Annotated in this window: 18 protein-coding genes; 13 read left to right on the forward strand and 5 right to left on the reverse strand. The window is 68.0% G+C overall.

Annotated features, from left to right (window positions below):
* The first annotated feature begins 2 nt into the window (after window positions 1–2).
* The 9 genes from KVT32_RS19800 to KVT32_RS19840 all read left to right on the forward strand — a co-directional run bounded on the left by KVT32_RS19800 (window position 3) and on the right by KVT32_RS19840 (window position 10,771).
* Window positions 3–1,643 (forward strand): AMP-binding protein, encoded by a 1,641-nt coding sequence (locus KVT32_RS19800; protein WP_217618758.1) that lies wholly within the window; start codon window positions 3–5, stop codon window positions 1,641–1,643.
* A complete protein-coding gene (locus tag KVT32_RS19805) occupies window positions 1,640–2,809 on the forward strand; it encodes a thiolase family protein (protein WP_152383541.1) in 1,170 nt (389 codons plus the stop codon). Before KVT32_RS19800 ends, KVT32_RS19805 begins: the two co-directional genes overlap by 4 nt.
* Entirely contained in the window at window positions 2,806–4,053 is a 1,248-nt protein-coding gene (locus KVT32_RS19810; protein WP_152383540.1) for an SDR family NAD(P)-dependent oxidoreductase, read from the forward strand. The genes KVT32_RS19805 and KVT32_RS19810 overlap by 4 nt, the downstream gene beginning before the upstream one ends.
* A gap of 106 nt (window positions 4,054–4,159) precedes the next feature.
* Complete coding sequence (locus KVT32_RS19815) at window positions 4,160–4,945, forward strand: cyclase family protein (RefSeq protein WP_152383539.1); 786 nt, start codon at window positions 4,160–4,162, stop codon at window positions 4,943–4,945.
* Window positions 4,946–4,983: 38 nt separating this feature from the next.
* Window positions 4,984–5,712 carry an SDR family NAD(P)-dependent oxidoreductase gene (locus tag KVT32_RS19820; RefSeq protein ID WP_217618759.1) on the forward strand — a complete coding sequence of 243 codons (729 nt, stop codon included), beginning with the start codon at window positions 4,984–4,986 and terminating at the stop codon, window positions 5,710–5,712.
* 162 nt (window positions 5,713–5,874) lie between these two features.
* A complete protein-coding gene (locus KVT32_RS19825) occupies window positions 5,875–7,026 on the forward strand; it encodes an ABC transporter substrate-binding protein (RefSeq protein ID WP_108005030.1) in 1,152 nt (383 codons plus the stop codon).
* A gap of 165 nt (window positions 7,027–7,191) precedes the next feature.
* Window positions 7,192–8,232: a branched-chain amino acid ABC transporter permease gene (locus KVT32_RS19830; RefSeq protein WP_152383537.1), complete on the forward strand. Its 1,041-nt coding sequence runs from the start codon at window positions 7,192–7,194 to the stop codon at window positions 8,230–8,232.
* Entirely contained in the window at window positions 8,229–10,025 is a 1,797-nt protein-coding gene (locus KVT32_RS19835) for an ATP-binding cassette domain-containing protein (RefSeq protein WP_175156636.1), read from the forward strand. The genes KVT32_RS19830 and KVT32_RS19835 overlap by 4 nt, the downstream gene beginning before the upstream one ends.
* Window positions 10,022–10,771, forward strand: coding sequence for an ABC transporter ATP-binding protein (locus KVT32_RS19840; RefSeq protein WP_062840326.1), 750 nt, complete (start codon window positions 10,022–10,024; stop codon window positions 10,769–10,771). The genes KVT32_RS19835 and KVT32_RS19840 overlap by 4 nt, the downstream gene beginning before the upstream one ends.
* Here KVT32_RS19840 and KVT32_RS19845 read toward each other — a convergent pair.
* A complete protein-coding gene (locus tag KVT32_RS19845; RefSeq protein ID WP_056321085.1) occupies window positions 10,736–11,671 on the reverse strand; it encodes a glycosyltransferase family A protein in 936 nt (311 codons plus the stop codon). The two genes, KVT32_RS19840 and KVT32_RS19845, sit on opposite strands and share 36 nt — an antisense overlap.
* Before the next feature lie 224 nt (window positions 11,672–11,895).
* On the opposite strand from KVT32_RS19845, the gene KVT32_RS19850 reads away from it, so the two are divergent.
* Window positions 11,896–12,861 (forward strand): LysR family transcriptional regulator, encoded by a 966-nt coding sequence (locus KVT32_RS19850; RefSeq protein WP_152383535.1) that lies wholly within the window; start codon window positions 11,896–11,898, stop codon window positions 12,859–12,861.
* 99 nt (window positions 12,862–12,960) lie between these two features.
* On the opposite strand, the gene KVT32_RS32505 is transcribed toward KVT32_RS19850, so the two are convergent.
* The 4 genes from KVT32_RS32505 to KVT32_RS19865 all read right to left on the reverse strand — a co-directional run bounded on the left by KVT32_RS32505 (window position 12,961) and on the right by KVT32_RS19865 (window position 15,601).
* On the reverse strand, window positions 12,961–13,089 hold the full coding sequence (locus tag KVT32_RS32505; RefSeq protein ID WP_006226408.1) for a hypothetical protein: 129 nt from the start codon (window positions 13,087–13,089) through the stop codon (window positions 12,961–12,963).
* A gap of 128 nt (window positions 13,090–13,217) precedes the next feature.
* Window positions 13,218–14,150 (reverse strand): sugar kinase, encoded by a 933-nt coding sequence (locus KVT32_RS19855; RefSeq protein WP_180098889.1) that lies wholly within the window; start codon window positions 14,148–14,150, stop codon window positions 13,218–13,220.
* Window positions 14,143–14,793 (reverse strand): bifunctional 4-hydroxy-2-oxoglutarate aldolase/2-dehydro-3-deoxy-phosphogluconate aldolase, encoded by a 651-nt coding sequence (locus KVT32_RS19860; RefSeq protein WP_217618760.1) that lies wholly within the window; start codon window positions 14,791–14,793, stop codon window positions 14,143–14,145. Before KVT32_RS19860 ends, KVT32_RS19855 begins: the two co-directional genes overlap by 8 nt.
* Before the next feature lie 22 nt (window positions 14,794–14,815).
* Window positions 14,816–15,601, reverse strand: coding sequence for an IclR family transcriptional regulator (locus tag KVT32_RS19865; protein ID WP_217618761.1), 786 nt, complete (start codon window positions 15,599–15,601; stop codon window positions 14,816–14,818).
* A gap of 227 nt (window positions 15,602–15,828) precedes the next feature.
* Here KVT32_RS19865 and uvrA point away from each other — a divergent pair, with 227 nt between their 5' ends.
* The 3 genes from uvrA (at window position 15,829) to KVT32_RS19880 (ending at window position 23,478) form a co-directional block, all read left to right on the forward strand.
* A complete protein-coding gene (uvrA, locus tag KVT32_RS19870) occupies window positions 15,829–21,624 on the forward strand; it encodes an excinuclease ABC subunit UvrA (protein WP_217618762.1) in 5,796 nt (1,931 codons plus the stop codon).
* Between the two features lie 6 nt (window positions 21,625–21,630).
* Window positions 21,631–22,767: an aminodeoxychorismate synthase component I gene (locus KVT32_RS19875; protein ID WP_175156642.1), complete on the forward strand. Its 1,137-nt coding sequence runs from the start codon at window positions 21,631–21,633 to the stop codon at window positions 22,765–22,767.
* A 78-nt stretch (window positions 22,768–22,845) separates the two neighbouring features.
* Window positions 22,846–23,478 carry an aminotransferase class IV family protein gene (locus KVT32_RS19880; protein ID WP_175156643.1) on the forward strand — a complete coding sequence of 211 codons (633 nt, stop codon included), beginning with the start codon at window positions 22,846–22,848 and terminating at the stop codon, window positions 23,476–23,478.
* Window positions 23,479–23,494: the final 16 nt, after the last annotated feature.

The following is a 23,494-nucleotide window of genomic DNA, read 5'->3' on the forward strand; positions in this document are numbered from 1 at the left end:
CCGTGACCGCCACCGTCCACCAGGCCTTTGCCGACACCGCATCCCGCCACGGCGGCCAGCCGTTCCTGTGCATCCTGCCCGAAACGGCGCACGCCTATGGCATCGAGGCCGGCGAACTGACCTACGGCAAGGCGGCCGACGCCATCGAGACGCTGCGCGCTGCCTATGAACAGGCGGGCTATGGCCACGGCCACCGCGCCGGCCTGCTGCTGGAAAACCGGCCCGCGTTCTTCCTGCACTGGTTTGCGCTGAATGCGCTGGGCGTGTCCGTCGTGCCGATCAATCCGGACCTGCGCGCCGCCGAACTGGAGTATCTGGCCGGCCATTCCGAGATCGCGCTGGCGGTCGCGCTGCCGGGACGCCACGCGGACCTGCAGGCGGCAGCGGACCGGGCGGGCCGGGAACTGCGCGTGATGGGTCCGGACGACGCGCCGCCCGCCGCGCCCTTCGCCGCGCCCCTGCAAGGCACGCCGCCTTCCGAACTGACCGAGTGCGCGCTTCTCTATACGTCCGGCACCACCGGCCGGCCCAAGGGCTGCATCCTGCCCAACCGCTATTTCCTGCATGCGGGCGGCTGGTACGCCCGCATCGGCGGCCTGGCCGCGCTGCGGCCCGGCCAGGAACGCATGCTGACGCCGCTGCCGCTGGTGCACATGAACGCCATGGCCTATTCCGCGATGGCGATGGTGCTGACGGGCGGCTGCCTGATCCCGCTGGACCGCTTTCACCCGCGCTCGTGGTGGGACAGCGTGCGCGAGTCGCGCGCCACCGTGCTGCACTACCTGGGCGTCATGCCCGCCATCCTGATGAAGGCCGAGCCTTCCCCGCAGGACCTGCAGCCGGCCATCCGCTTCGGCTTTGGCGCGGGCGTGGACCGCAAGCTGCATGCGCCCTTCGAAGCGCGCTTCGGCTTTCCGCTGCTGGAGGCCTGGGCCATGACCGAGACCGGCGCGGGCGCAGTCATCATCGCCAACCAGGAACCGCGCCACGTCGGCACCAGCAGCTTCGGCAGCGAGGAAGCTGACGTCGAGGTGCGCATCGTGACCGACGCGGGCGAACCGGCAGCCATCGGCGAACCGGGCGAACTGCTGGTGCGCCATGCCGGGGAGGATCCGCGCTATGGATTTTTTGCCGGCTACCTGAAGGACGACGCCGCCACCAACGAAGCCTGGGAAGGCGGCTGGTTCCACACCGGCGACATCGTGCGCCGCGAGGCCGACGGCGCCCTGCGCTTTGTCGACCGCAAGAAGAACGTCATCCGCCGCAGCGGCGAGAACATCTCGGCCGTGGAAGTGGAAAGCGTGCTGATGCAGCATCCGCTGGTGAAGGCCGTGGCGGTGGCCGCCGTGCCGGACGCCGTGCGCGGCGACGAGGTGCTGGCGTGCGTCGTGCCGGAAACGCTGCCCGCCGGCGCGGACGCCATGGCCGAAGCCGCGCGCAGCATCGTGCAATGGTCGCTGTCGCAGTTGGCGTACTACAAGGCGCCCGGGTATGTCGCGTTCGTGGACAGCCTGCCGCTCACCACCACCAACAAGATCCAGCGCGGCGAAATGAAGGCGCTGGCGCCCACCCTGCCGGGCACGGCGCGGTGCGTGGACACGTGCCACATGAAGAAGCGCCCGGCCGAGGGGACTCGCCCATGAGTCGCCTGGGCTACGACGGCGTCGTGGCGGCCCTGCCCGTCACCATTCCCTATGAACGCTATTCCACGCACGCCGCGCACTGGTGGCTGGGACGCGCGCTGGGCGCGCTGATCCGGCAATCCGGGCTGGCCAAGACCGACGTCGACGGCCTGTGCGTGTCCAGCTTCACGCTGGCGCCCGACACGGCGGTCGGCCTGGTCCAGCACCTGGGCATGACGCCGCGCTGGCTCGATCACATTCCGATGGGCGGGGCGAGCGGCGTGGCCGCGCTGCGCCGCGCCGCGCGCGCCGTGCAGGCGGGCGATACCAACATCGTGGCCTGCCTGGCCGGCGACACCAACCACGTGGACTCGTTTCGCAACACGGTCAGCCAGTTCTCGCGCTTTGCGCAGGACGCCGTCTATCCGTATGGCGCCGGCGGCCCGAATGCGAGCTTTGCGCTGCTGACCGCCAACTACATGCGCCAGACCGGCGCCACGCGCGAGGACTTCGGCAAGCTCTGCGTGGCGCAACGCGACAACGCCCTGCGCTATCCGCACGCGCTGATGAAAAAGCCGCTGACGCTCGCCCAGTACCTGGACGCGCGCGTCATCACCGAGCCGATCCACCTGTTCGACTGCGTCATGCCGTGCGCGGGCGCCGACGCGTTCCTCGTCATGCGCGAGGAACGGGCGCGCGCGCTGAACCTGCCTTATGCGCGCATCCTGTCCACCATCGAGCGCCACAACGCGTGGATCGACGATCCCATCCAGACCCGGGGAGGCTGGACGATGGACGTCGACGACCTGTACGGGCAGGCCAATGCCGCCCCCGCGGACATGGACTTCCTGCAGGCCTATGACGACTATCCCGTCATCAACCTGATGCAGATGGAAGACCTGGGGTTCTGCGAGAAAGGCGCCGCGCCGCAGTTCGTGCGCGACAACACGTTCACCGTGGACGGCAGCTTTCCGTTCAACACCAACGGCGGCCAGTTGTCAGTGGGCCAGGCCGGCGCGGCCGGCGGCTACCTGGGCATGGTCGAGGCGCTGCGCCAGTTGACGGGCACGGCCGGCGGCACGCAGGTGCGCGAGGCGCGCATGGGGCTGGTCAGCGGCTTTGGCATGATCAATTACGACCGCGGGCTGTGCACGGCCGCGGCCATCCTGGCAAGGAGCGACGCATGACCGAGCCGCTGGCCAAGCCGCCGCGCAAGAACCCCGTCGCCCGGACCCGGCAGCCCACGCTGCCGCCCGGCTCGCGCAGCCGCGCCGCGCTGGGCCTGACGGCCGCCGCCGCCGAGGGACGGTTCGATCTGCAGACCTGCGCCGACTGCGGCACGGTGCAGTACCCGCCGCGCGAAGTCTGCGGCCATTGCTTGTCCGAGCACCTGCCCTGGCGGCCCGCCGACCCGAACGGCGTGCTGCTCGTCAGCACGACGCTCCATCACAGCAACGACCTGTACTTCCGCGAACGCCTGCCGTGGCGCGTGGGCACGGTGCGGATGGACGCCGGTCCCTCCGTCGTGGCGCACGTCCACCAGGACTGCGCCGACGGCGCGCGCGTGCGCCTGGCCCTGAAACTGGACCGCAGCGGCCAGGCCGTGATGATCGCCTTGCCCGAAAGGAATACGCCGAACATGGAAGACGACAAGACACTGCGCGAGACCTCGTGCGATCCGAAATTCCGCCGCGCGCTGGTCACCGACGGCAAGTCGGCCGTGGGCCAGGCCGTGGCGCGCGCGCTGCTCGATGCGGGCAGCCCGCTGGTCTTCCTGGGCGACCCGCAGGCGTGGCGGCGCGACGCCGCGTTCGACACCATGGCGGCCGATCCGCGCGTGCAGGCCGTGACGCTAGACGTGACCGACACCGATTCCGTGGAGCGCGTGGCCGCGTCCATCGGCGGCAAGGTCGAGATCCTGGTCAACACGGCCGACCTGGAGCGCGAGGGCGGGCTGCTGAGCCGCAAGGACGTGAACACCGCGCGCGATGCCATGGACGTCAATGTGCTGGGGCTGATGCGGCTGGCACAGAGCTTCGGCCCGGCGCTGTGTGGCCGCGCCGCCGACGGCGTAAACAGCGCCGCCGCGTGGGTCAACGTGCTGTCGATCTACGCGCACATGAACCTGCCGGCGCGCGGCATGTGGTCGGCATCCAAGGCCGCCGCGCTGTCGCTGGCGCAATGCCTGCGCGCAGAAATGCGCGGCGCGGGCGTGCGGGTGGTGAACGTGTTTCCCGGCCCGGTCGACCACGAATGGGAACAACGCACCCCGCCCCCGCGTGTTGCGCCAGCGGCCATCGCCGCCGCCATCGTGCGCGCGCTGAAGGATGGCATCGAAGACGTGTACGTGGGCGACGTGGCGCAGGAATTCCGGGCGCGGCTGGCTGAGAACCCGAAGGGACTGGAACGGGAGCTGGGCGCGGGCGGCTGACCGCTGGATAACGCGGTGTCAGACACCTACGCAGCAGCAACGGGTGTCAGACACCTACGAAGCAATGGGTGTCCGACACCCGCAGGAACCAACAGGAGAGCGCATCGTGAGTCAACCTATCCTTGCCCAGTTCATGACCGAGCTGGTCTCCGGGCGCATCCGCCTGGTGGACCTGACCGAAACGCTGACGCCGGAGTTTCCCACCATCGTGCTGCCGCCGGAATTCGGGCAGGCCTGGCCGTTCCGGATCGAGGAAATCTCGCGCTACGACGAGCGCGGTCCGGCCTGGTACTGGAACAACTTCTCGTGCTCGGAACACACCGGCACGCACTTCGATGCGCCCGCGCACTGGGTCACGGGCAAGGACCAGCCGGACAACACGGTGGACACGATTCCCATCGACGCCTTCATCGCCAGCGCCTGCGTGATCGACTGTTCCGCCGAGGCGGCCGGCAACCCGGACTTCCTCTTGACGATCGACTTCGTCAAGAAATGGGAAGAACAGCACGGCCGTATCCCCGCGCGGTCCTGGGTGCTGATGCGCACCGACTGGTCCAAGCGCGCCAAGCCCGCCGACTACCTGAACATGCAGGCCGACGGCGCGCATTCGCCCGGCCCCGACGCCGAGGTCGTGCCGTGGCTCATCAAGGAACGCGACGTGCACGGGTTCGGCACCGAATCGGTGGGCACGGACGCCGGGCAAGCCCAGCATCTGGATCCGCCCTATCCCTGCCACTACTACATGCACGGCAACAACCGCTACGGCTTGCAGTGCCTGACCAACCTGGACCAGCTGCCGGCCACCGGCGCGGTGATCTTCTCGGCGCCGCTCAAGATCCGCAGCGGCTCGGGCAGCCCGCTGCGCGTGCTGGCGCTGGCGCCCACGGCCTGACGCCGTCCCGCCCACACCAATAATCAAAGGGGGAAACCATGACGCAAACCCATGTGGCCATCGTGACCGGCGGCAGCGCCGGCATCGGCGCGGAAATCTGCCGCAGCATGCTCGACGCGGGCTACGAGGTGATCTCGATGGCGCGCCGCGCGGCGGATTTCTCGCATCCGCGGCTGCACAACGTGCAGGTGGACCTGCTGGATGCCGCCGCCACCGCGCAGGCGGGCGCCGAGGTCGCCGCGAAGTTTCCGGTCAGCCACGTTATCCACAACGCCGGCGTGATCTGGCCGAACCTGTTGCCGCAGGTCACGCAGGAAGAACTGCATGGGTTGACGCAGATCCACCTGGGCGCGGCGGTCAGCCTGGTCCAGGCGGCCCTGCCCGGCATGCAGGAACGCAAGTTCGGCCGCATCGTGATGATGTCCTCGCGCGGCGCGCTGGGCCTGCCCACGCGCACCGCCTACTCGGCCACCAAGGCCGGCATGATCGGCATGGCGCGCACCTGGTCGCTGGAACTGGCGCCTTTCGGCATCACGGTCAACGTGGTGGCGCCCGGCCCCATCCAGACCGACATGTTCTACGAGGTGATCGAAGCCGGCAGCGAGCGCGAACGGCAGCTTGCCGAGGGCATCCCGGTCAAGCGGCTGGGCCGTTCGGACGACGTGGCGCGCGCCGTCATGTTCTTTGCCGATCCCGCCAACAGCTTCGTGACCGGCCAGACGCTGTTCGTCTGCGGCGGTGCGAGCGTCAGCTCGATCACCATCTGACCGTCGCTTCGGGTTTTGACGGATAGGTAAGCACCGGGACCCGGGTCTACAGTGCTGATCCTTGAAGGTAAGAAACTTTAAGCAACAAGTATTCCCGCAGTTCCCGTTTTCTCCGCTTTCCAGCCGCACTCCCACTCTGCTCCCTACCCCGGAGGTTTTGCCATGCTGTCGAAGAAACTCCCCCTGGCCGCCGTCGCTGCCGTCGCCGCCTTGTTCGCCCTGCCCGCCCTGGCCCAAGTCAAGGTCGGCGTGGTCACCTCGTCCACCGGCCCCACCGCGCTGGTCGGGATTCCGCAAAAGAACACGGTGCCGCTGCTGCCCAAGAAGATCGGCGACCTGACCGTGGAATACATCTCGCTGGATGACGCCAGCGACTCGACCAACTCGGTCACGGCCTTCAAGAAACTGATCACGGAGCAGAACGTGGACGCGCTGATCGGCCCGTCGGGTTCGCCCAACGCCATGGGCGTGATCCAATTCGCCGCCGAGGCCGGCGTGCCGATGCTGGCGCCGGTGGGCACCGCCGCGGTGGTGCTGCCGATGAACGATCAGAAGAAGTGGGTGTTCAAGACCACGCAGAACGACGACATCATCGCGCGCGCGCTGGTGGACCACATGGCCAAGACCGGCATCAAGACTGTCGGCTTCATCGGCCTGAACGACCCGTACGGCGAGAACTGGTACAAGGTTTTCTCGGGACTGGCCGCGGAAAAGGGCATCAAGATCACCGCCAACGAACGCTACCTGCGCTTTGACAGCTCGGTCACGGGCCAGGCGCTGAAGATCCTGGCCGCCAAGCCGGACGCCGTGCTGGTGGCCGCGCCGGGCGCCGCCAGCGTGCTGCCGCAGACCACGCTGTTCGACCAGGGCTACAAGGGCAAGTTCTACCAGACCCACGGCGCCGCGCTGCCCGACTTCCTGAAGCTGGGCGGCAAGAAGGTCGAAGGCACGGTGCTGGCCGCCAGCCTGATGCTGGTGCTGCCGGAAATGCCGGACAGCAATCCGTCCAAGAAGGTCGCCGCCGACTACATCGCCGCCTACGAAAAGCTCAACGGCTCCAAGCCCGCCACCTTCGGCGCCAACGTCTACGACGCCGGCCTGCTGCTGGAGAAGGCCGTGCCGATCGCCGAGAAGGCCGGCAAGCCGGGCACCAAGGAGTTCCGCAGCGCCCTGCGCGATGCGCTGGAGCAGACCAAGGAGCTGGTCGGCACGCAAGGCGTCTACAACATGAGCGCGGCAGACCACAGCGGCTTTGACGAACGCGGCCGCGAGCTCATCACCGTCAAAGACGGCAACTGGACGCTAGTCAAGTAAAAGGATCTCCCCCCACGCTCACATGCGCTGCGGGCGTCGCCAGAATGCAGGCTCTGCGCGTCCCATCGGGATGCCGCGGATCCGGGCTCCGCCGGTCCGCAGGCATGCCCCCTGGGGGGAAGCGCGCAGCGCTTCGGGGGGGACATCCGCTTATTGGAATTCTGTATGAATGCTCAGATTGCCTTGATACTCGGGCAGGACGGCATCACCAATGGCGCCATCTACGCGCTCCTGGCGTTGTCCATCCTGCTGGTCTTCACCGTCACCCGCGTCCTGTTCATCCCGCAGGGCGAGTTCGTCGCGTTTGGCGCGCTCACCATGGCCGCCATGCAGGCCGGCAAGCCCATCCTGCTGGTGTGGCTGCTGCTCGCGTTCGCGCTGGCCGAGACCGCCGCCGACCTGATGGCGCGCCGCAAACGGCCCGCCCGGCGCGGCGCCCATTGGCGCATGGCGGCCAAGGTGATCTATCCGCTGGCGCTTGCGCTGCTGCTGTACCGCCTGCCGCTGGCGCAGTTGCCGATGGCCGTGCAGGCGCTTCTGACGTTGCTGCTGCTGGTGCCGATGGGACCGCAGCTCTATCGCCTGTTCTATCAGCCGATCGCGTCGGCCTCGACGCTGGTGCTGCTGATCGTGTCCATCGCGGTCCACCTGGCGCTCGTCGGCCTGGGGCTGCTCGCCTTCGGCGCGGAAGGCGCGCGCACGGCGCCCTTCAGCGACGCCAGCCTGTCGCTGGGTCCGGTCAACGTGAACAGCCAGGCGCTGTGGGTCGTGGCGGTGTCGGTGGTGCTGATCGTCGTGCTGTACCAGTTCTTTGAACGCTCGATGTACGGCAAGGCGCTGCGCGCCGCGGCGTTCAACCGGATCGGCGCGCGCCTGATGGGCATCTCGCCCGTGTTCGCGGGCAAGGCCACGTTCTTTCTGGCGGCGCTGATCGGCACCGTGTCCGGCATTCTCATCGCGCCGATCACGACCATGTATTTCGATTCAGGCTTCATGGTCAGCCTGAAGGGCTTCGTCGGCGCCATCATCGGCGGGCTGGTGAGCTACCCGCTCGCCGCGGCGGGCGCCGTGCTGGTGGGCCTGATCGAAGCGTTCTCGTCGTTCTGGGCCAGCGCCTACAAGGAGATCATCGTGTTCACGCTGATCATCCCCGTGCTGCTCTGGCGTTCACTCAACAGCCATCACGTCGAGGAAGAAGACGAATGACCCCGCGCCACATCCTCCTCGCCTTCCTGGCTCTGCTGGCGCTCGGCCCCCTGGTGCTGCCGCCTTTCTACGTGACGCTGCTGAACTACATCGGCCTGTACGCGCTGGTGGCGCTGGGCCTGGTGCTGCTGACCGGCGTGGGCGGCCTGACCAGCTTCGGGCAGGCCGCCTTCGTGGGCGTGGGCGCCTACACGACAGCGCTCCTGACCACCCGCGCGGACACGCTGCCCGCGTGGCTGGGCTGGCTGGGCGCGTCGCCCTGGCTCACGCTGCTGGCCGGCCTGGCCCTGACGCTGGCGCTTGCGTACCTGCTGGGCGCCATCACGCTGAAACTGTCCGGCCACTTCCTGCCGCTGGGCACCATCGCCTGGGGCCTGTCGCTGTATTTCGTGTTCGGCTCCGTCGAAGGTCTGGGCGGTCACACCGGCATTCCCGACATTCCGGCCATCAGCCTGTTCGGCTGGACGCTCAACCAGGGCGGCAACATCTACTACCTGATCTGGGCCTTCCTGCTGGTCGCCATCTGGTCCACGCAGAACCTCCTGGACTCGCGCGAAGGCCGCGCGATCCGCGCGCTCAAGGGCGGACGCGTGATGGCCGAATCGATGGGCGTGGACACGGCGCGCTCGCGCATGGTGATCTTCGTCATCGCGGCCTTGCAGGCCTGCGCGTCGGGCTGGCTGTACGCGCACATGCAGCGCTTCGTGAACCCCAATCCCTTCGGCCTGCAGATGGGCATCGAATACCTGTTCATGACCGTCATCGGCGGCGCCGGGCAGGTGTGGGGCGCACTGGTGGGCGCGGGCGTCTTCACGGTGCTCAAGCAATGGCTGCAGGACCTCTTGCCCAATGTGCTGGGCCAGACCGGCAACTTCGAAGTGATCGTCTTCGGCTTCGGCATGGTGCTGCTGCTGCACCGCGCCCGCAGCGGCCTGTGGCCCGTGCTGACGCGCTGGGTGCCGGTCAAGCGCAAGCCGCGCACGGTCGACATGACCGCCGATCCGCTGCCCCGCCGCACCATGCCGCCGCGCGGCGAGGTGGTGCTCAAAGCCGTGGACGTGACGCGCAAGTTCGGCGGCCTGGTCGCCAACAACGCCATGAACCTGGAGATCCGCGCGGGCGAAGTGCTGGCGCTGATCGGCCCGAACGGCGCCGGCAAGAGCACGATGTTCAACCAGATATCCGGCGTGGACACGCCGACCTCGGGACAGGTCACGCTGCTGGGCCAGCCGGTCGCCGGCGTGGGCGCGCGCAAGATCGCGCGCCTGGGACTGTCGCGCACCTTCCAGCACGTGCGGCTGCTGGGCCGCATGAGCGTGCTGGAAAACGTGGCCATCGGCGCGCACCTGCGCGGGCATCGCGGCGTGTTGCCGGCTGCCTGGCGGCTGGACCGTCCGGAAGAAGCCCGTCTGCTGGCCGAAGCCGCGCGCCAGGTCGAGCGCGTGGGACTGGGCAAGCATCTGCACGACGAGGCCGGCTCGCTGGCGTTGGGTCAGCAGCGCATCCTGGAAATCGCGCGCGCCCTGGCCTCGGACCCGTGCATCCTGCTGCTGGACGAACCTGCGGCGGGCCTGCGCTACCAGGAAAAATGCGAGCTGGCCGAATTGCTGAAACGCCTGCGCGCCGAAGGCATGGCCATCCTGCTCGTCGAACATGACATGGATTTCGTGATGGGCCTGGTGGATCGCGTGGTGGTCATGGACTTCGGCGAGAAGATCGCCGAAGGCCTGCCGGCCGAGATCCAGCAGAATCCCGCAGTGCTTGAAGCCTATCTGGGCGGAGTGGAAGAATGAGCGCGAAACTGCTGCAAGTGCGCGACCTGCGCGTGGCCTACGACAAGGTGGAAGCGGTCTCGGGCGTCAGCCTGGAAGTGGGCGAAGGCCAGATCGTCACCGTCATCGGTCCCAACGGCGCGGGCAAGACCACGCTGCTGTCGGCCATCATGGGCGTGCTGCCGTCGCAGGGCGGCATCGTCTTTGGCGGCAAGACGCAAGCGCACGCCGAGATCGAGGAAATGGTCGCCGCCGGCATGAACCTGGTGCCGGAAAAGCGCGAGCTCTTTGCCGAGATGACGGTCGAGGACAACCTGATGCTGGGCGCTTTCGACCGCTACCGCCGCGGCCTGCGCGACCAGGACCAGACGCTGGCCGAGGTCTATGACCTGTTTCCCCGGCTGCGCGAACGGCGGGTCCAACTGGCCGGCACGCTGTCCGGCGGCGAGCGCCAGATGCTGGCGGTGGGACGCGCGCTGATGGCCAAGCCCCGCCTGTTGATGCTGGACGAACCCAGCCTGGGGCTTGCGCCGCGCATCGTGCGCGAGGTCTTTCGCATCGTGGCGCGGCTGCGCGAGATGGGCGTGTCCATCCTGCTGATCGAACAGAACGCGCGCGCCGCGCTGCAGGTGGCCGATTACGCCTACGTGCTGGAAACCGGCGCCGTCACGCTGGAAGGCCCCGCGGCCGACGTGGCGCAGGATCCGCGCGTGGTGGAGGTCTATCTGGGATTAGGCCACGCCGCGCCGCCGGTCGCGGCGGTATAGCGCGTAGCCCAGCGGGTACATGACGGCCACGAGGAACGTCGCGACCGGATGGGTCAGGCGGTAAGCCTGGACGGCCGTGGGCACGCCTGAATGTTTCAGGTGCAGCCTGAAGCGCGTGTAGCGCGCCGCGGCCATCATGAATTCGCGTGGACGGTAGCGGAAGAATTCCAGGTGATGCTGCAGCATGTCCCAGGCCAGCAGATACAGGCCCTGGGCGTTGTTCGCCACCGATACCGCCCCCTGGCTCAGCCCGCCGGGCGTGTCGTGATACGTGCGCACGACGCGGTTGATGAAGCGGCTTAGATAGCCGGCGCGGGCGACGGCCCACCACACCAGGCTTTCGGGCACGAAGCCCGCCACGTCCTCGGGAAACGGATACTTGCGCAGGATGTCGGTGCGCATACAGCCGAATTTCTCGCCCTTGATGCGATAGCGGAAATACACGTCCACCGCCGTGCTGTCGAAGACATCCTGCGGATAGCGGTCGCCCACGATGCTGCCGTCGGGCCGCGCGCACAGGCCGGTTATGGCGAAGTACGAGTCGCGGCGCGCGGGCGGAATGGCGTTCCAGGCTTCATGGAAGATGGCCAGCGCGTCGGGGGGCATTTCGTCGTCGCTGTCCAGGCCAACGATCATCTGGCCGCGCGCCTCGCGCACGCCACGGTTGAAGGCGGTCTTCTTGTGCTGGTTGTTCTGCCAGACATAGCGGATCGGAAAATCCGCCAGCGACTGCCAGTGCAGGATGGACTCGTGCGTGTTGTCGGTGGAGCCATCGTCCACGACGACCCATTCGAAATCCCGGAAGGTCTGCCGGCAGAGCGATTCGTAGACGCGGTGCAGGGTCCCTGCCCGGTTGTAGGTCGGCGTCAGAACAGTGAAAAAAATCGGTGTATCGGTCATGCCTGCTGTGCCCCTTGCGATCTTCCAGAAACCGCTGCGGTCTTGGTTCTTATGATTTCGCCTGAAGTGTAGGGGATATGCCTGCGCCAACCGATGGCACGTCTTTGGAATTTGCAATCAAATCTGACAAACCGTGCGGTTTTTTTTTGATAACGCGCCCGGCCGCGGCCGTTGGGGCGCGCAGCGGACTGGCGTAAACTCGGGCGGCCCAATTCGGAACGCCTATGGAAGCCTCGCCCGTCCAGCTCAATGACATCGCCTTGTTCGTCGAGGTGGCCAAGCGCAAGAGCTTCAGCCAGGCGGCGCGCGCGCTGGACATGCCCACCTCCACGCTTTCGCGCCGGATCAACGAACTGGAGCGCGCCATCGGCCTGCGGCTCATCAACCGCAACACGCGCCGGCTCGATCTGACGGATGCGGGCGCGGCCTACATGCGCCGTTGCCAAGGCCTCATCGACGAAGCCCGCCTGGCGCACGAGCAGCTGCTCTCGCTGTCGGGCGGCCCGTCGGGCAATCTGCGCGTGTCCATGCCCTATAGCCTGGCCATGTGGCTGCTGCCCGAGACCATCAGCGATTTCACCGATCGCTATCCCGACGTGGAGTGCGAGTTCGACCTGAGCATGATGACGGCATCGGACGCGCAGGGCACGCCATTCGACGTGGTGCTGCGGTTTGGCCGCGAGGCCGACTACCCGGGCGCCTCCGCCGGGAACGGCAATGGCAACGGCACGCCGCATCGCGCCATCGAAGGCGCCGTGGTGCAGGAGCTGGTTTCGCTGGAAACGCACCTGTATGCGTCCGACCGCTATATAGAACGTCATGGCACGCCGCAGACGCCGGCCGACCTGTCGCAGCATCAATGCCTGCGCACGACGATCGACGAGGAGCACTCGTACTGGACGTTGAACAACGGCGCGATCTCGCAGCGCGTCGCGGTCACGGGTCACCTGGCCGCCAATAACATGAGCATCGCCGGCACGCTGGCCGGCCTTGACCTGGCCATCACGCGGATGCCGCACTGCCATGCCCTGGAGCCCATCATCCAGCGCAATTCGCTGCGGCGGGTGCTGCCGGGCTGGTCGGTGGACCCGATCTCGATCTACGTGGTGTACCCGTCCAGCATTCAACCGGCCAAGACCCGCGCATTCATGGATTTCATTCGTCCCAAGCTCGGCCCCCCGCAAGGCTGATGCGCCGCGCAGACGAAAAAAAACCGCAAGGCTCGCGCCCTGCGGTTTTTTTTGATCGGGCCCGGCAGGTTTTGACGACCGCCGAGCCAGACGCGTCATTTAGACGCGCTTGATCTTTTCCAGCATCTTGAACACACCCTTGGGCGACTTGACGAACAAGCGCTTGAAAGCCTTGCCCAGGCAACGGCGTTCCAGGGTGTTACGACGCACGCGTTTGCGTTCAGCCATGTTGATTTCTCCTGTTGAATTCGCGGAAATTGGCCCGCACAACCGGAAATCGGGCTGGCGGAAAAAATTCGGATAACTTGGCATTTTAGCCTGAAATCCGGAAAGGACGCCAACCGGCCGGTTTTTGGCTAGGTTGAGGCGTCTTTCAGCCGTTCCCAGACCTGCTCGGCCCGCGGCAGCGGATCGACCGCGCCATAGCCCAGCGTGGACAGCGCCGCCGCCGCATTGGCGTAGCGCACGGCGTCTTCCCAGGCGTCGCCCTGGCAACGGCGCGCCAGCAGGCTGCCGGCAAAGCAATCCCCCGCGCCCGTCGCGTCGACGGCCTGCACGCGCAGCGCCGGCATCGGGGTGCGGGTGTGGCCGTCGTCGATGATGGAGCCGTCCTTGCCCAGCTTGAGCACCACCACGCCCGGCGCACCGCCATCGCGGATCCAGTCCAGCGTGCGCTCCGGGTCGTCGTTGCCGGTGAGATGCTGCATGTCGTCCATGCTGGGCAGAAACACGTCTGCGGCGCGCATCGCCTCGCGCAAAATGGCGCGGGCCCGGTCCACGGGCCACAGGCGCAGCCGCAGGTTGGAATCCAGGCTGACCTGCACGCCGGCGGCATGCGCCCGCGCGATGGCGGCAAACGCCGTGTCGCAGGCCGTGGTGCTGATGGCCATGCTGATGCCCGAGACGTGCAGGAACCGGGCGCGCTCGATCAGGCCGGCATCCAGGCTGGCCGGCGTCATCAGGCTGGCGGCCGAACCGCGCCGCAGATAGCTGAAGGCGTGGCCGTCCGGCCCGTGCTGCACGAAATACAGGCCGGTGTGGGCATCGTCGTCGACCTCGACGCCGGTGGTGTCCACGCCCTCGGCCTGCCACAGGTCCAGGAACTGCTTGCCGAAGGCGTCATTGCCGACCCGGGTCAGATACGCGCAGCGCGCACCCTGCCGGGCCGCCGCGATGACCGCGTTGGAGGTGTCGCCCCCGAACCCCTGCAGGTATTGCCGCTGGCCCTTGTGCGTCTGGTTCAGTTCGACCAGCGGCTCGCCCAGCGCCACGATATCGAAATCAGCCATGGGCGGCCTCGCGTGTCTGGGTGATCTGCGCCACCAGCGCGGCGGTGTCGCGCGACGCGAAGGCGGCCTTGTCGTAGAGATTGCTGCCGATGCCCACGAGCCCCGCGCCCGCGGTGAAGTACGTGCCCATGTTTTCCTGCGTGATGCCGCCCGTGGGGCAGAAGATCGTGTCCGGAAACACCGACTTGAGCGCGGCCAGGTGCTTGGGGCCGCCCGTGTCGGCCGGAAACACCTTCACCACGTCCACGCCCGCGCGTCGCGCCGCCAGGACTTCGGACGGGGTGAAGGCGCCCAGCATGCACAGCGCGTCGGCGGCGTGGGCCATGTCCACGATCTCGTGCGCCAGGGCGGGCGAGACCAGGAAGTCCGCGCCCGCCACCAGCGCCTCGCGCGCCTGGGATTCGTCCAGCACCGTCCCCACGCCCAGCAGCAGGCTGGCCCCGTGCTTGTCGCGCAGGGCGCGCACCAGGTCGGTGACGTTGGGGATCGTCCAGGTCAGTTCCAGCGTGGTGCAGCCGGCCGAGACCGCGACTTCCGCGGCATAGGCGGCGGCGGCCGCGTCGGTGTAGCGCAGCACGGGCACGACGCGGGCAGCCAGCAGGGCGGCGAGCTTGGAGGCGATGGGAGCAGCGGTTGCGGTCATGGATTTCCTCTGGAGCGAGCGATCAGTTGCCGCCGGACGATACCGGCAGGACGGCGAGTTTGGCCGCGGCGGCGTCGCGCAGCCGCAGCAAGGGGTCGATATAGGCGGCCTGCGGGTCGCCGGCCCGGCGGAACAGCAGCGTGCTGACGCTGACGCCCGCAACCGGCCGGCCAGCGCCGTCGCACAGCGCGACGCCGTAGCAGACGATGCCGGGTTCGTTTTCCTCGTTGTCGATAGCGTAGCCCTGCTCGGCCGCCGCGCCCAGCGCCTCGCGCAACGCGGGCAGGCTGGTCAGCGTGGCGGGCAGCCGGGACGACAGCGGCAGATCCTGCAGCAGGCGTTCCCGCGAGGCCTCATCCAGCGCGGCCAGGTAGGCCTTGCCGACGGCGCTGGAATGCAGCGCCACGGACGCCCCCACGCGCGACACCATGCGCACCGGGCCAGGACTTTCCAGCTTGTCGATGTAGATCATTTCGTGGCCGGCGGGAACGGCCAGATGGACCGTTTCTCCGGTCTGGTCGCGCAGCGCCTGGAGGTCCGGCGCCAGCGCGGCGCGCAGGTCGAACTGGGACCAGGCCTTGCTGGCCAGCGACATCAGGCGCGTGCCCAGGCGATAGGCGCCCCCGCTTTCCGCGACCATTCCCTGCTCGGCAAGCGCCGCCAGGATGCGGTAGACGGTGGGGCGGGGATAGCCGCAGGTGCGGGCCAGCACGGGGGCCGTCGGCGGCTGCGGCGCATCGGCCACCGCTTGCAGCACCGCCATGAATTTGCCGAACGCCGCCGCGCCGGCCACCTTGGATTCCTGCACACACGTCCCCAAATAAAGGCGATAGCCCAGGCAGATGCGCAACGCGACCAGCGCGATTTTCAGACGAATCTGCGATACTGTTTATTTGTACAGCTACCGAGGCGCCATCTGTCCACATTATGGACTGACGCCTCACAATATAGTCAATTATTCCATATCGACGCGCCCGGAACCAGCGATGGATCGCCGCGCCGGCATGCTCCCTTCGTCAGGCTACGATACCGTCCATGAGCTCCCATATCCGCATCGTTGGCGCCCGCCAGAACAATCTCAAGAACCTGGATCTGACCATCGCCACCGGCGAACTGGTCGTCGTCACCGGGGTGTCGGGGTCCGGCAAAAGTTCGCTGGCATTCGACACCCTGTACGCCGAGGGGCAGCGGCGTTACGTGGAAACCTTCTCGCCCTATGCGCGCCAGTTCCTGGACCGCATGGACAAGCCGCAGGTGGACCGCATCGAGGGCATCCTGCCGGCCATCGCCATCGACCAGACCAATCCGGTGCGCAGCTCGCGCAGCACGGTCGGCACGATGACCGAACTGAACGATCACCTGAAGCTCTTGTTCGCGCGCGGCGCCAAGCTCTACTGCCGCGGTTGCGGCAAGCTGGTGCGGCGCGACACGCCCGAATCCGTCTATCACTCGCTGGCCGAGCGCGCCGCGCAAGCGGGCGACCCGCGTCTGGTCGTGACCTTCCCGATCGCCGTGCCGGCCAACTTCACCGAAGACGAAGTGCGCGGCTTCCTTGAGCAGCAGGGTTACACCCGCGTGCACGCCGAGGAAACCGCCATGCCGCGCGCCGCCGCCCCCGCCAAGGGCGCCAAGAAGGCCAAGACCACGAAGACCGCCAAGGCCGTCACCGAGGAACGCCGCATCCTGCACGTCATCCAGGATCGCTTCCGCTTCGCGGGCACCGAGCGCGAACGCATCATGGAAGCGCTGGACACGGCGCTGCGCATGGGCGCCGGCCACATCGCCGTCTACGTCATGGATGCCGACGGCGGCAACGCGCATATCTGGAAGTACAGCGACCGGCTGCACTGCGCCGACTGCGACATCGAATACACCGACCCGCTGCCCAGCAGCTTCTCGTTCAACTCGCCGCTGGGCGCCTGCGAGGCCTGCCGCGGCTTTGGCCGCGTCATCGGCATCGACTTCGGCCTGGTCATCCCCGACGAGAAAAAAACCCTGCTCGAAGGCGCCATCAAGCCTTGGACCACGCCGTCCTACAAGGAATGCCAGGACGACCTGCAAAAGTACGCGCCGCGCGCGGGCGTGCCGCTGGGCGTGCCCTGGAAGGACATGAGCGACGAGCACAAGCGCTGGGTCCTGTACGGCACGCCCGACTGGAAGGGCGGCAACGACGCCTGGAAGCACCAGTGGTACGGCGTGCAGCGCTTCTTCGACTGGCTGGAGACCAAGGCCTACAAGATGCACGTGCGCGTGCTGCTGTCCAAGTACCGCAGCTACACGCCCTGCCCCACCTGCAACGGCGCGCGCCTGAAGCCCGACGCCCTGCTCTGGCGCCTGGGCAACAAGGAGGAAGCCGACGCCGTGCTGCCGCCGGAAGACGGCCGCTACAAGCGCTTCATGCCCGTCGGCACCACCTGGAGCCGCGAACAGCTCAACGGCCTGGACGGGCTGTGCCTGCACGACGTGATGCTGCTGCCGATCGAACGCGTTCGTAAATTCTTCGACACGCTGTCGTTCTCGGGCGCGCTGGACGCGGCCACCGACCTGCTCATGACCGAGGTGCGCGCGCGCCTGAAGTTCCTGTGCGACGTGGGGCTGGGCTATCTGACGCTGGACCGTCAGAGCCGCACGCTGTCCGGCGGCGAGGTCCAGCGGATCAACCTGACCACGGCGCTGGGCACCTCGCTGGTGAACACGCTGTTCGTGCTGGACGAGCCCTCCATCGGCCTGCACCCGCGCGACATGCACCGCGTGGTGGAAGTCATGCACCGCCTGCGCAACGCCGGCAACACGCTGGTCGTCGTGGAGCACGATCCGCAGGTCATGGTGGCCGCGGACCGCATCATCGACATCGGCCCCGGCCCCGGCGAACGCGGCGGGCGCATCGTCTTCGACGGCACGCCCGCGCAACTGCGCGCCGCGCCCTCGCTGACGGGCGACTACCTGGGCGGCCGCCTGCGCGTGGAAGCGCCGCGTCCGATGCCGGTGGCGGCCAACACACCGCGCCTGCTGCTCGAAGGCGTCAATGCGCACAACCTGAAGAATGTGTCGGTCGAACTGCCGCTCGGTCGCCTGGTCTGCGTGACCGGTGTGTCCGGCTCGGGCAAGTCCACGCTGGTGCAGGATGTGCTCTACCCCGCCCTGCTCAAGCAGAAGGGCAAGCCGTCGGAAGCGCCGGGCGCGTTCGACCGCCTGCTGGGCGCCGAGCAGATTGCCGACGTCGTGATGGTGGACCAGACGCCCATCGGCAAGACCGCGCGCTCCAATCCGGCCAGCTACGTCGGCGCGTTCGACGCCATCCGCAAGCTGTTTGCCCAGGCCCCGCTGGCGCGCGAGCGCGCCTACACGGCCGGCACGTTCAGCTTCAACGGCGGCGACGGCCGCTGCCCGACCTGCGGCGGCACCGGGTTCGAACACGTCGAAATGCAGTTCCTGTCCGACGTCTACCTGCGCTGCCCGGATTGCGACGGCAAGCGCTTCCGCCCCGAAGTCCTGGAAGTGCGGGTCGAACACCTCGGCAAGAGCGCGTCCATCGACGAAGTGCTGGAAATGACCGTCAGCGAGGCGCTGGACTTCTTCAAGGGCCTGCGCGACGTGCAGACGGGCCTTGCGCCGTTGGCGGACGTGGGCCTGGAATACGTGCGGCTGGGCCAGCCCGTGCCGACCCTGTCGGGCGGCGAGGCGCAGCGCCTGAAGCTGGCCGGCCACCTGGCCGAGGCGGCGCGCAGCGGCATCTCCACCGCGAAGGTCGCCAAGAAGGGCAGCCTGTTCCTGTTCGACGAGCCCACCACCGGCCTGCACTTTGACGACGTGGCGCGCCTGATGCGCGCGTTCCGCAAGCTGCTGGCCGCGGGCCACACGCTGCTCGTCATCGAACACAACCTGGACGTGATCCGCGCGGCCGACTGGCTGATCGACCTGGGACCGGAAGGCGGCGACGCCGGCGGCCTGGTCATGGGCACCGGCACGCCGCAGGACCTGATGGACAACCCCAAGTCGCACACGGGCGCCGCCCTGCGCGACTACGAGGTCAGCATCCTGCCGGCCGACGCCGTCGCCGGCGGCGCGGCCGACGTGGTGGTCCGCAGCGACGCCGACGCGCAGATAGCCGAGCAGGCGGGCCTGACCGCGCGCATCGCCGAGCCGCAAGCCGAATACGGCGCGGGCGTGGGCACGCCGCTGCAATCCTTGGTGCGCGAACGCCGCCAGGGCAGCATGGCCATCGAGATCCGCAACGCGCGCGAACACAACCTGAAGAACATCAGCGTCGAGATCCCGCACGACAAGTTCACGGTCATCACGGGCGTGTCCGGATCGGGCAAGTCCACGCTGGCATTCGACATCCTGTTCAACGAAGGCCAGCGGCGCTATCTGGAATCCCTGAACGCCTACGCGCGCGCCATCGTGCAGCCGGCCGGCAAGCCGGACGTGGACGCCATCTTCGGCATCCCGCCCACCGTGGCGATCGAACAGCGCACCAGCCGCGGCGGCCGCAAGTCCACCGTGGCCACGATGACGGAAATCCACCACTTCCTGCGCCTTCTGTACGTGAAGCTGGGCACGCAGTACTGCCCGGACTGCAACGTGGCGGTCGAGCCGCAGAACACCGACCAGATCGTGGCGCGCCTCTTGCGCGAGCACAAGGGCGTGCACATCGGCCTCCTGGCGCCGCTGGTCACCGCGCGCAAGGGTTACTACACGGATCTTGCCAAGTGGGCCGGCTCAAAGGGCCATTCCCACCTGCGCGTGGACGGCGAGTTCATTCCCGTGGCCCCGTGGCCGCGCCTGGACCGCTACAAGGAACACACGATCGAACTGCCGGTGGCGGACGTGGTCGTGGACCCGGCCAACGAGGCCGAGCTGCGCGCGGCCGTCAAGAGCGCGCTGGAAAACGGCCAGGGCGTGATGTCGGTGGTGTGGCCGGTCAACAAGCTGCACGAGGCGCTGAACAGCGAACTGCAGCAGCAGCACTTCTCGGTCAAGCGCGCGTGCCCGTCCTGCGGCACCAGCTTCCCCGAACCCGATCCGCGCCTTTTCTCGTACAACTCCAAGCACGGCTGGTGCACGGGCTGCTACGGAACGGGCCTGCAATTGCAGGGCTTTGACGAAGAACAGACCGGCGAGGAAACCGCCTGGAACGCGTGGTACGAAGGCGAGGCCAAGACCTGCACACAGTGCGACGGCCAGCGGCTGAACCGCGTGGCGCGCGCCGTGCGCTGGCGCGACAAGTCGATTGCCGAACTGGCGTCGCTGCCGGTGTCGGACGCGCATACCTTTTTCACCGGCCTGGTGGCGCGTGGCCGCGAAGGCGAGATCGCCCGCGACATCCTGGCCGAGATCCGGGGCCGCCTGAACTTCATGCAGGAAGTCGGCCTGAACTACCTGGCGCTGGACCGCGCCGCGCCCACGCTGTCCGGCGGCGAGGCGCAGCGCATCCGGCTGGCCGCGCAGCTGGGCTCCAACCTGCAGGGCGTCTGCTACGTGCTGGACGAACCCACCATCGGCCTGCATCCGCGCGACAACCGCATCCTGCTGGACGCGCTGGCGCGCCTGGAAGGCAACGGCAACACGCTGGTGGTGGTCGAGCACGATGACGACACCATCCGCCGCGCCTCGCACGTCATCGACATCGGGCCGGGCGCGGGCATCCGCGGCGGCCGCGTGGTGGCGCAAGGCACCGTGCAGGACGTGATCGACGCGCCCGAATCCGTGACCGGCCGCTACCTGAAGACGCCGTTGGCGCATCCGCTGCAGGGCCGCCGTCCGGTCGAGGCCGACACGCCCATGATCGAGATCCGCGGCGCGCGCCTGCACAACCTGCGCAGCGTGGACGCGCGCATTCCGGTGGGCCGCCTGAGCGTGGTGACCGGCGTGTCCGGCTCGGGCAAGTCCACGCTGGCGCGCGAGGTCCTGCTGGACAACCTGACCCAGGCCGTCTCGCAGGGCAAGGCCCCCGGCTGGGCGGGCTGCGAAAGCATCAAGGGCTGGGAAGCCATCGACCGCGTGCTGGAAGTGGACCAGACGCCCATCGGCAAGACGCCGCGTTCGTGCCCGGCCACCTACGTGGGCTTCTGGGACGACGTGCGCAAGCAGTTCGCCGACACCCGCGAGGCCCGCATGCGCGGCTGGACGGCGGCGCGCTTCTCGTTCAATACCGGCGATGGCCGCTGCCCGATCTGCGAAGGCCAGGGCATGCGCACCATCGAAATGAACTTCCTGCCCGACGTGAAGGTACCGTGTGACGCCTGCAACGGCGCGCGCTTCAACAACGACACGCTCAGCGTGCAGATGCGCGGCAAGAACGCCGGCGATCTGCTGTCCATGGAAGTGGACGACGCCATCGGCTACTTCGCGGCGCATCCCAAGATCCATCGTCCGTTGCAGCTGATGCAGGACGTGGGGCTGGGCTACCTGACGCTGGGCCAGCCGTCGCCGACGCTATCGGGCGGCGAGGCGCAGCGCATCAAGCTGGTGACCGAGCTGTCCAAGGCCCGCCTGACCGATGGGCTGATCAAGACCGGCCGCGCCTCGCGCATCCCGCACACGCTGTACGTGCTGGACGAGCCGACGGTCGGCCTGTCGATGGCGGACGTCGAAAAGCTGATCCACGTGCTGCACCGCCTGGTCGAGGCGGGCAACACGGTGGTGGTGATCGAACACAACCTGGACGTGATCGCCGAGGCCGACTGGCTGCTGGACCTGGGTCCCGAGGGCGGCACGGGCGGCGGCCAGCTGGTGGGCGAAGGCTCGCCCGAGCACGTGATGACGCTGGCCGACCATTCCCATACGGGCCGCGTCCTGACGGAGTTCCTTGCGCAACAACAGCCGTAAGCCATCATGGATTGTCGTTTTGAAGACCGGCTGGCCGGGCGCGCCCTGCGCCTGGACGGCTTTCGCGCCCGGATCGAAGCGCGCTCGGCCGCCGAGGTCGCGCCCGCGCTGGCCGCCATCGAGGCCGCGCGGCGCGAAGGCCGCTGGATCGCGCTGTTGCTGGATTACGAGCTGGGCGAATGGCTGCTGCCCGAGGCCACTCGTCCCGCGCCGGCCGGCCCGTGGACGCCGCCGTGCGACGACGGGCCGCCTCGCCTGACCGCGCTGGTGTTCGACCGCAAGATCGACGAGACGCCGTGGGAAGCGCCGGCCCCCGACGCGCCGTCCGCCTCCATCAGCCTGCCCGCGCCGCGCATGACCGAGGCCGCCTACGTGCGCCAGATCGACGCCATCCGCGGCCTGATCCAGGACGGCGAGCTGTATCAGGTCAATTTCACGCAGCCGCTCGACGTCGGCTTTCAGGGCGACCCGGCCACGCTGTACCGCCGCATCGCGGCGCGCAATCCGGTCGCCCATGGCGCCTACATCCAGGACGGTGCTCGCACGGTGCTGTCGTTTTCGCCCGAGCTTTTCGTCCGGCGCGACGGCGCCCGGCTGACAACCCGGCCCATGAAAGGCACCGCGCCGCGTCATCCCGACCCGGCCGAAGACGAACGCCTGGGCCAGGAACTGCTGGCCAGCGACAAGAACCGCGCCGAAAACCTGATGATCGTGGACCTGCTGCGCAACGACCTGGGCCGCCTGGCCGAGCCCGGTTCGGTCAAGGTCGACGCGCTCTTTTCGCTGGAGCGCTACCCCACGGTCTGGACCATGACGTCCACCGTATCGGCCACCGCGCCGCACGCCACGCTGTCGGACGTGCTGCACGCCCTGTTTCCGTGCGGGTCGATCACGGGCGCCCCGAAAGTCGCGGCCATGCGCCGCATCCGCCAGATGGAAACCGCCCCGCGCGGCCTGTATTGCGGCAGCGTCGGATGGCTGGCCCCGGATGGCGATTTTTCTTTGAACGTCGCAATCCGCACCCTGGTCCTGGACCAGCACGGCCACGGCGTCTACAGCGTCGGCGGCGGCATCGTTTACGATTCGGACCCCGCCGGCGAATGGCAGGAATGCCACTGGAAAGCCCGCATCCTGCGCGCCTGACAGCGCAAACCTCACGGCCGGTAGTAGCATAGAGCGCGGCTTGGCCCGGCCATGACCGGCTTATTCCAGGAGAGTCCCATGCAACCCGAATTGATCGAGACCATCCTGGTGGAATCGTCCGGCAACGTGCCCCTGCTGGCGCGCCACCTCCACCGTCTGGAAGCGTCCTGCAAGGCGCTGGGTTACGTCTGGGGCGGCCGCGACGTCGAAGGCGACATCCTTCTCGCCGTCATGGCCCTGTCCTCCGCCGGACCGCATCGCCTGCGCCTCTTGGTCGCGCGCGACGGCAGCCGCCACATCCAGACCGCCGTCCTGCCGCCCCTGCCCGCGCACCAGGAAGTGATGCTCGCGCCCGAGGCGCTGCGGTCCTCGGAACCCCTGCTGCGCTACAAGACCACGCACCGCCCCTGGTACACCAAGACGATCGAATGGCTGCCTTCGCATCCGCACATCTTCGACCTGGTCTACCTGAACGAGCGCGGCGAACTCTGCGAAGGTAGCCGCAGCAACGTCTATCTGCGCATGGACGACAACTGGTACACCCCGCCCGTCGACAGCGGCTGCCTGCCCGGCGTGCAGCGCGCGCAACTGCTCGATGCCGGCGAGGCGAAAGAACGCGTGCTGACCCTGGCCGACCTGCATGCCGCCGACGAGATCCGGTTGTCGAACGCGCTGCGCGGGTGGTTCACCGTGACGTTCCGCGAGGCGTAGCGCAGCCTCCCGCCCG

This window comes from Achromobacter sp. GbtcB20 (assembly GCF_019091095.1).
In the GTDB taxonomy this organism is placed as follows: Bacteria; Pseudomonadota; Gammaproteobacteria; order Burkholderiales; family Burkholderiaceae_B; genus Achromobacter; species Achromobacter mucicolens.

What these genes read in the sequence shown, in the direction of transcription:
- KVT32_RS19805 (WP_152383541.1), top strand. Translation starts at nt 1,640, where the DNA reads ATGAGTCGCCTGGGCTACGACGGCGTCGTGGCGGCCCTGCCCGTCACC.
- KVT32_RS19810 (WP_152383540.1), top strand. Translation starts at nt 2,806, where the DNA reads ATGACCGAGCCGCTGGCCAAGCCGCCGCGCAAGAACCCCGTCGCCCGG.
- KVT32_RS19820 (WP_217618759.1), top strand. Translation starts at nt 4,984, where the DNA reads ATGACGCAAACCCATGTGGCCATCGTGACCGGCGGCAGCGCCGGCATC.
- KVT32_RS19825 (WP_108005030.1), top strand. Translation starts at nt 5,875, where the DNA reads ATGCTGTCGAAGAAACTCCCCCTGGCCGCCGTCGCTGCCGTCGCCGCC.
- KVT32_RS19830 (WP_152383537.1), top strand. Translation starts at nt 7,192, where the DNA reads ATGAATGCTCAGATTGCCTTGATACTCGGGCAGGACGGCATCACCAAT.
- KVT32_RS19835 (WP_175156636.1), top strand. Translation starts at nt 8,229, where the DNA reads ATGACCCCGCGCCACATCCTCCTCGCCTTCCTGGCTCTGCTGGCGCTC.
- KVT32_RS19840 (WP_062840326.1), top strand. Translation starts at nt 10,022, where the DNA reads ATGAGCGCGAAACTGCTGCAAGTGCGCGACCTGCGCGTGGCCTACGAC.
- KVT32_RS19845 (WP_056321085.1), bottom strand. Translation starts at nt 11,671, where the DNA reads ATGACCGATACACCGATTTTTTTCACTGTTCTGACGCCGACCTACAAC.
- KVT32_RS19850 (WP_152383535.1), top strand. Translation starts at nt 11,896, where the DNA reads ATGGAAGCCTCGCCCGTCCAGCTCAATGACATCGCCTTGTTCGTCGAG.
- KVT32_RS32505 (WP_006226408.1), bottom strand. Translation starts at nt 13,089, where the DNA reads ATGGCTGAACGCAAACGCGTGCGTCGTAACACCCTGGAACGCCGTTGC.
- KVT32_RS19855 (WP_180098889.1), bottom strand. Translation starts at nt 14,150, where the DNA reads ATGGCTGATTTCGATATCGTGGCGCTGGGCGAGCCGCTGGTCGAACTG.
- KVT32_RS19860 (WP_217618760.1), bottom strand. Translation starts at nt 14,793, where the DNA reads ATGACCGCAACCGCTGCTCCCATCGCCTCCAAGCTCGCCGCCCTGCTG.
- uvrA (WP_217618762.1), top strand. Translation starts at nt 15,829, where the DNA reads ATGAGCTCCCATATCCGCATCGTTGGCGCCCGCCAGAACAATCTCAAG.
- KVT32_RS19875 (WP_175156642.1), top strand. Translation starts at nt 21,631, where the DNA reads ATGGATTGTCGTTTTGAAGACCGGCTGGCCGGGCGCGCCCTGCGCCTG.
- KVT32_RS19880 (WP_175156643.1), top strand. Translation starts at nt 22,846, where the DNA reads ATGCAACCCGAATTGATCGAGACCATCCTGGTGGAATCGTCCGGCAAC.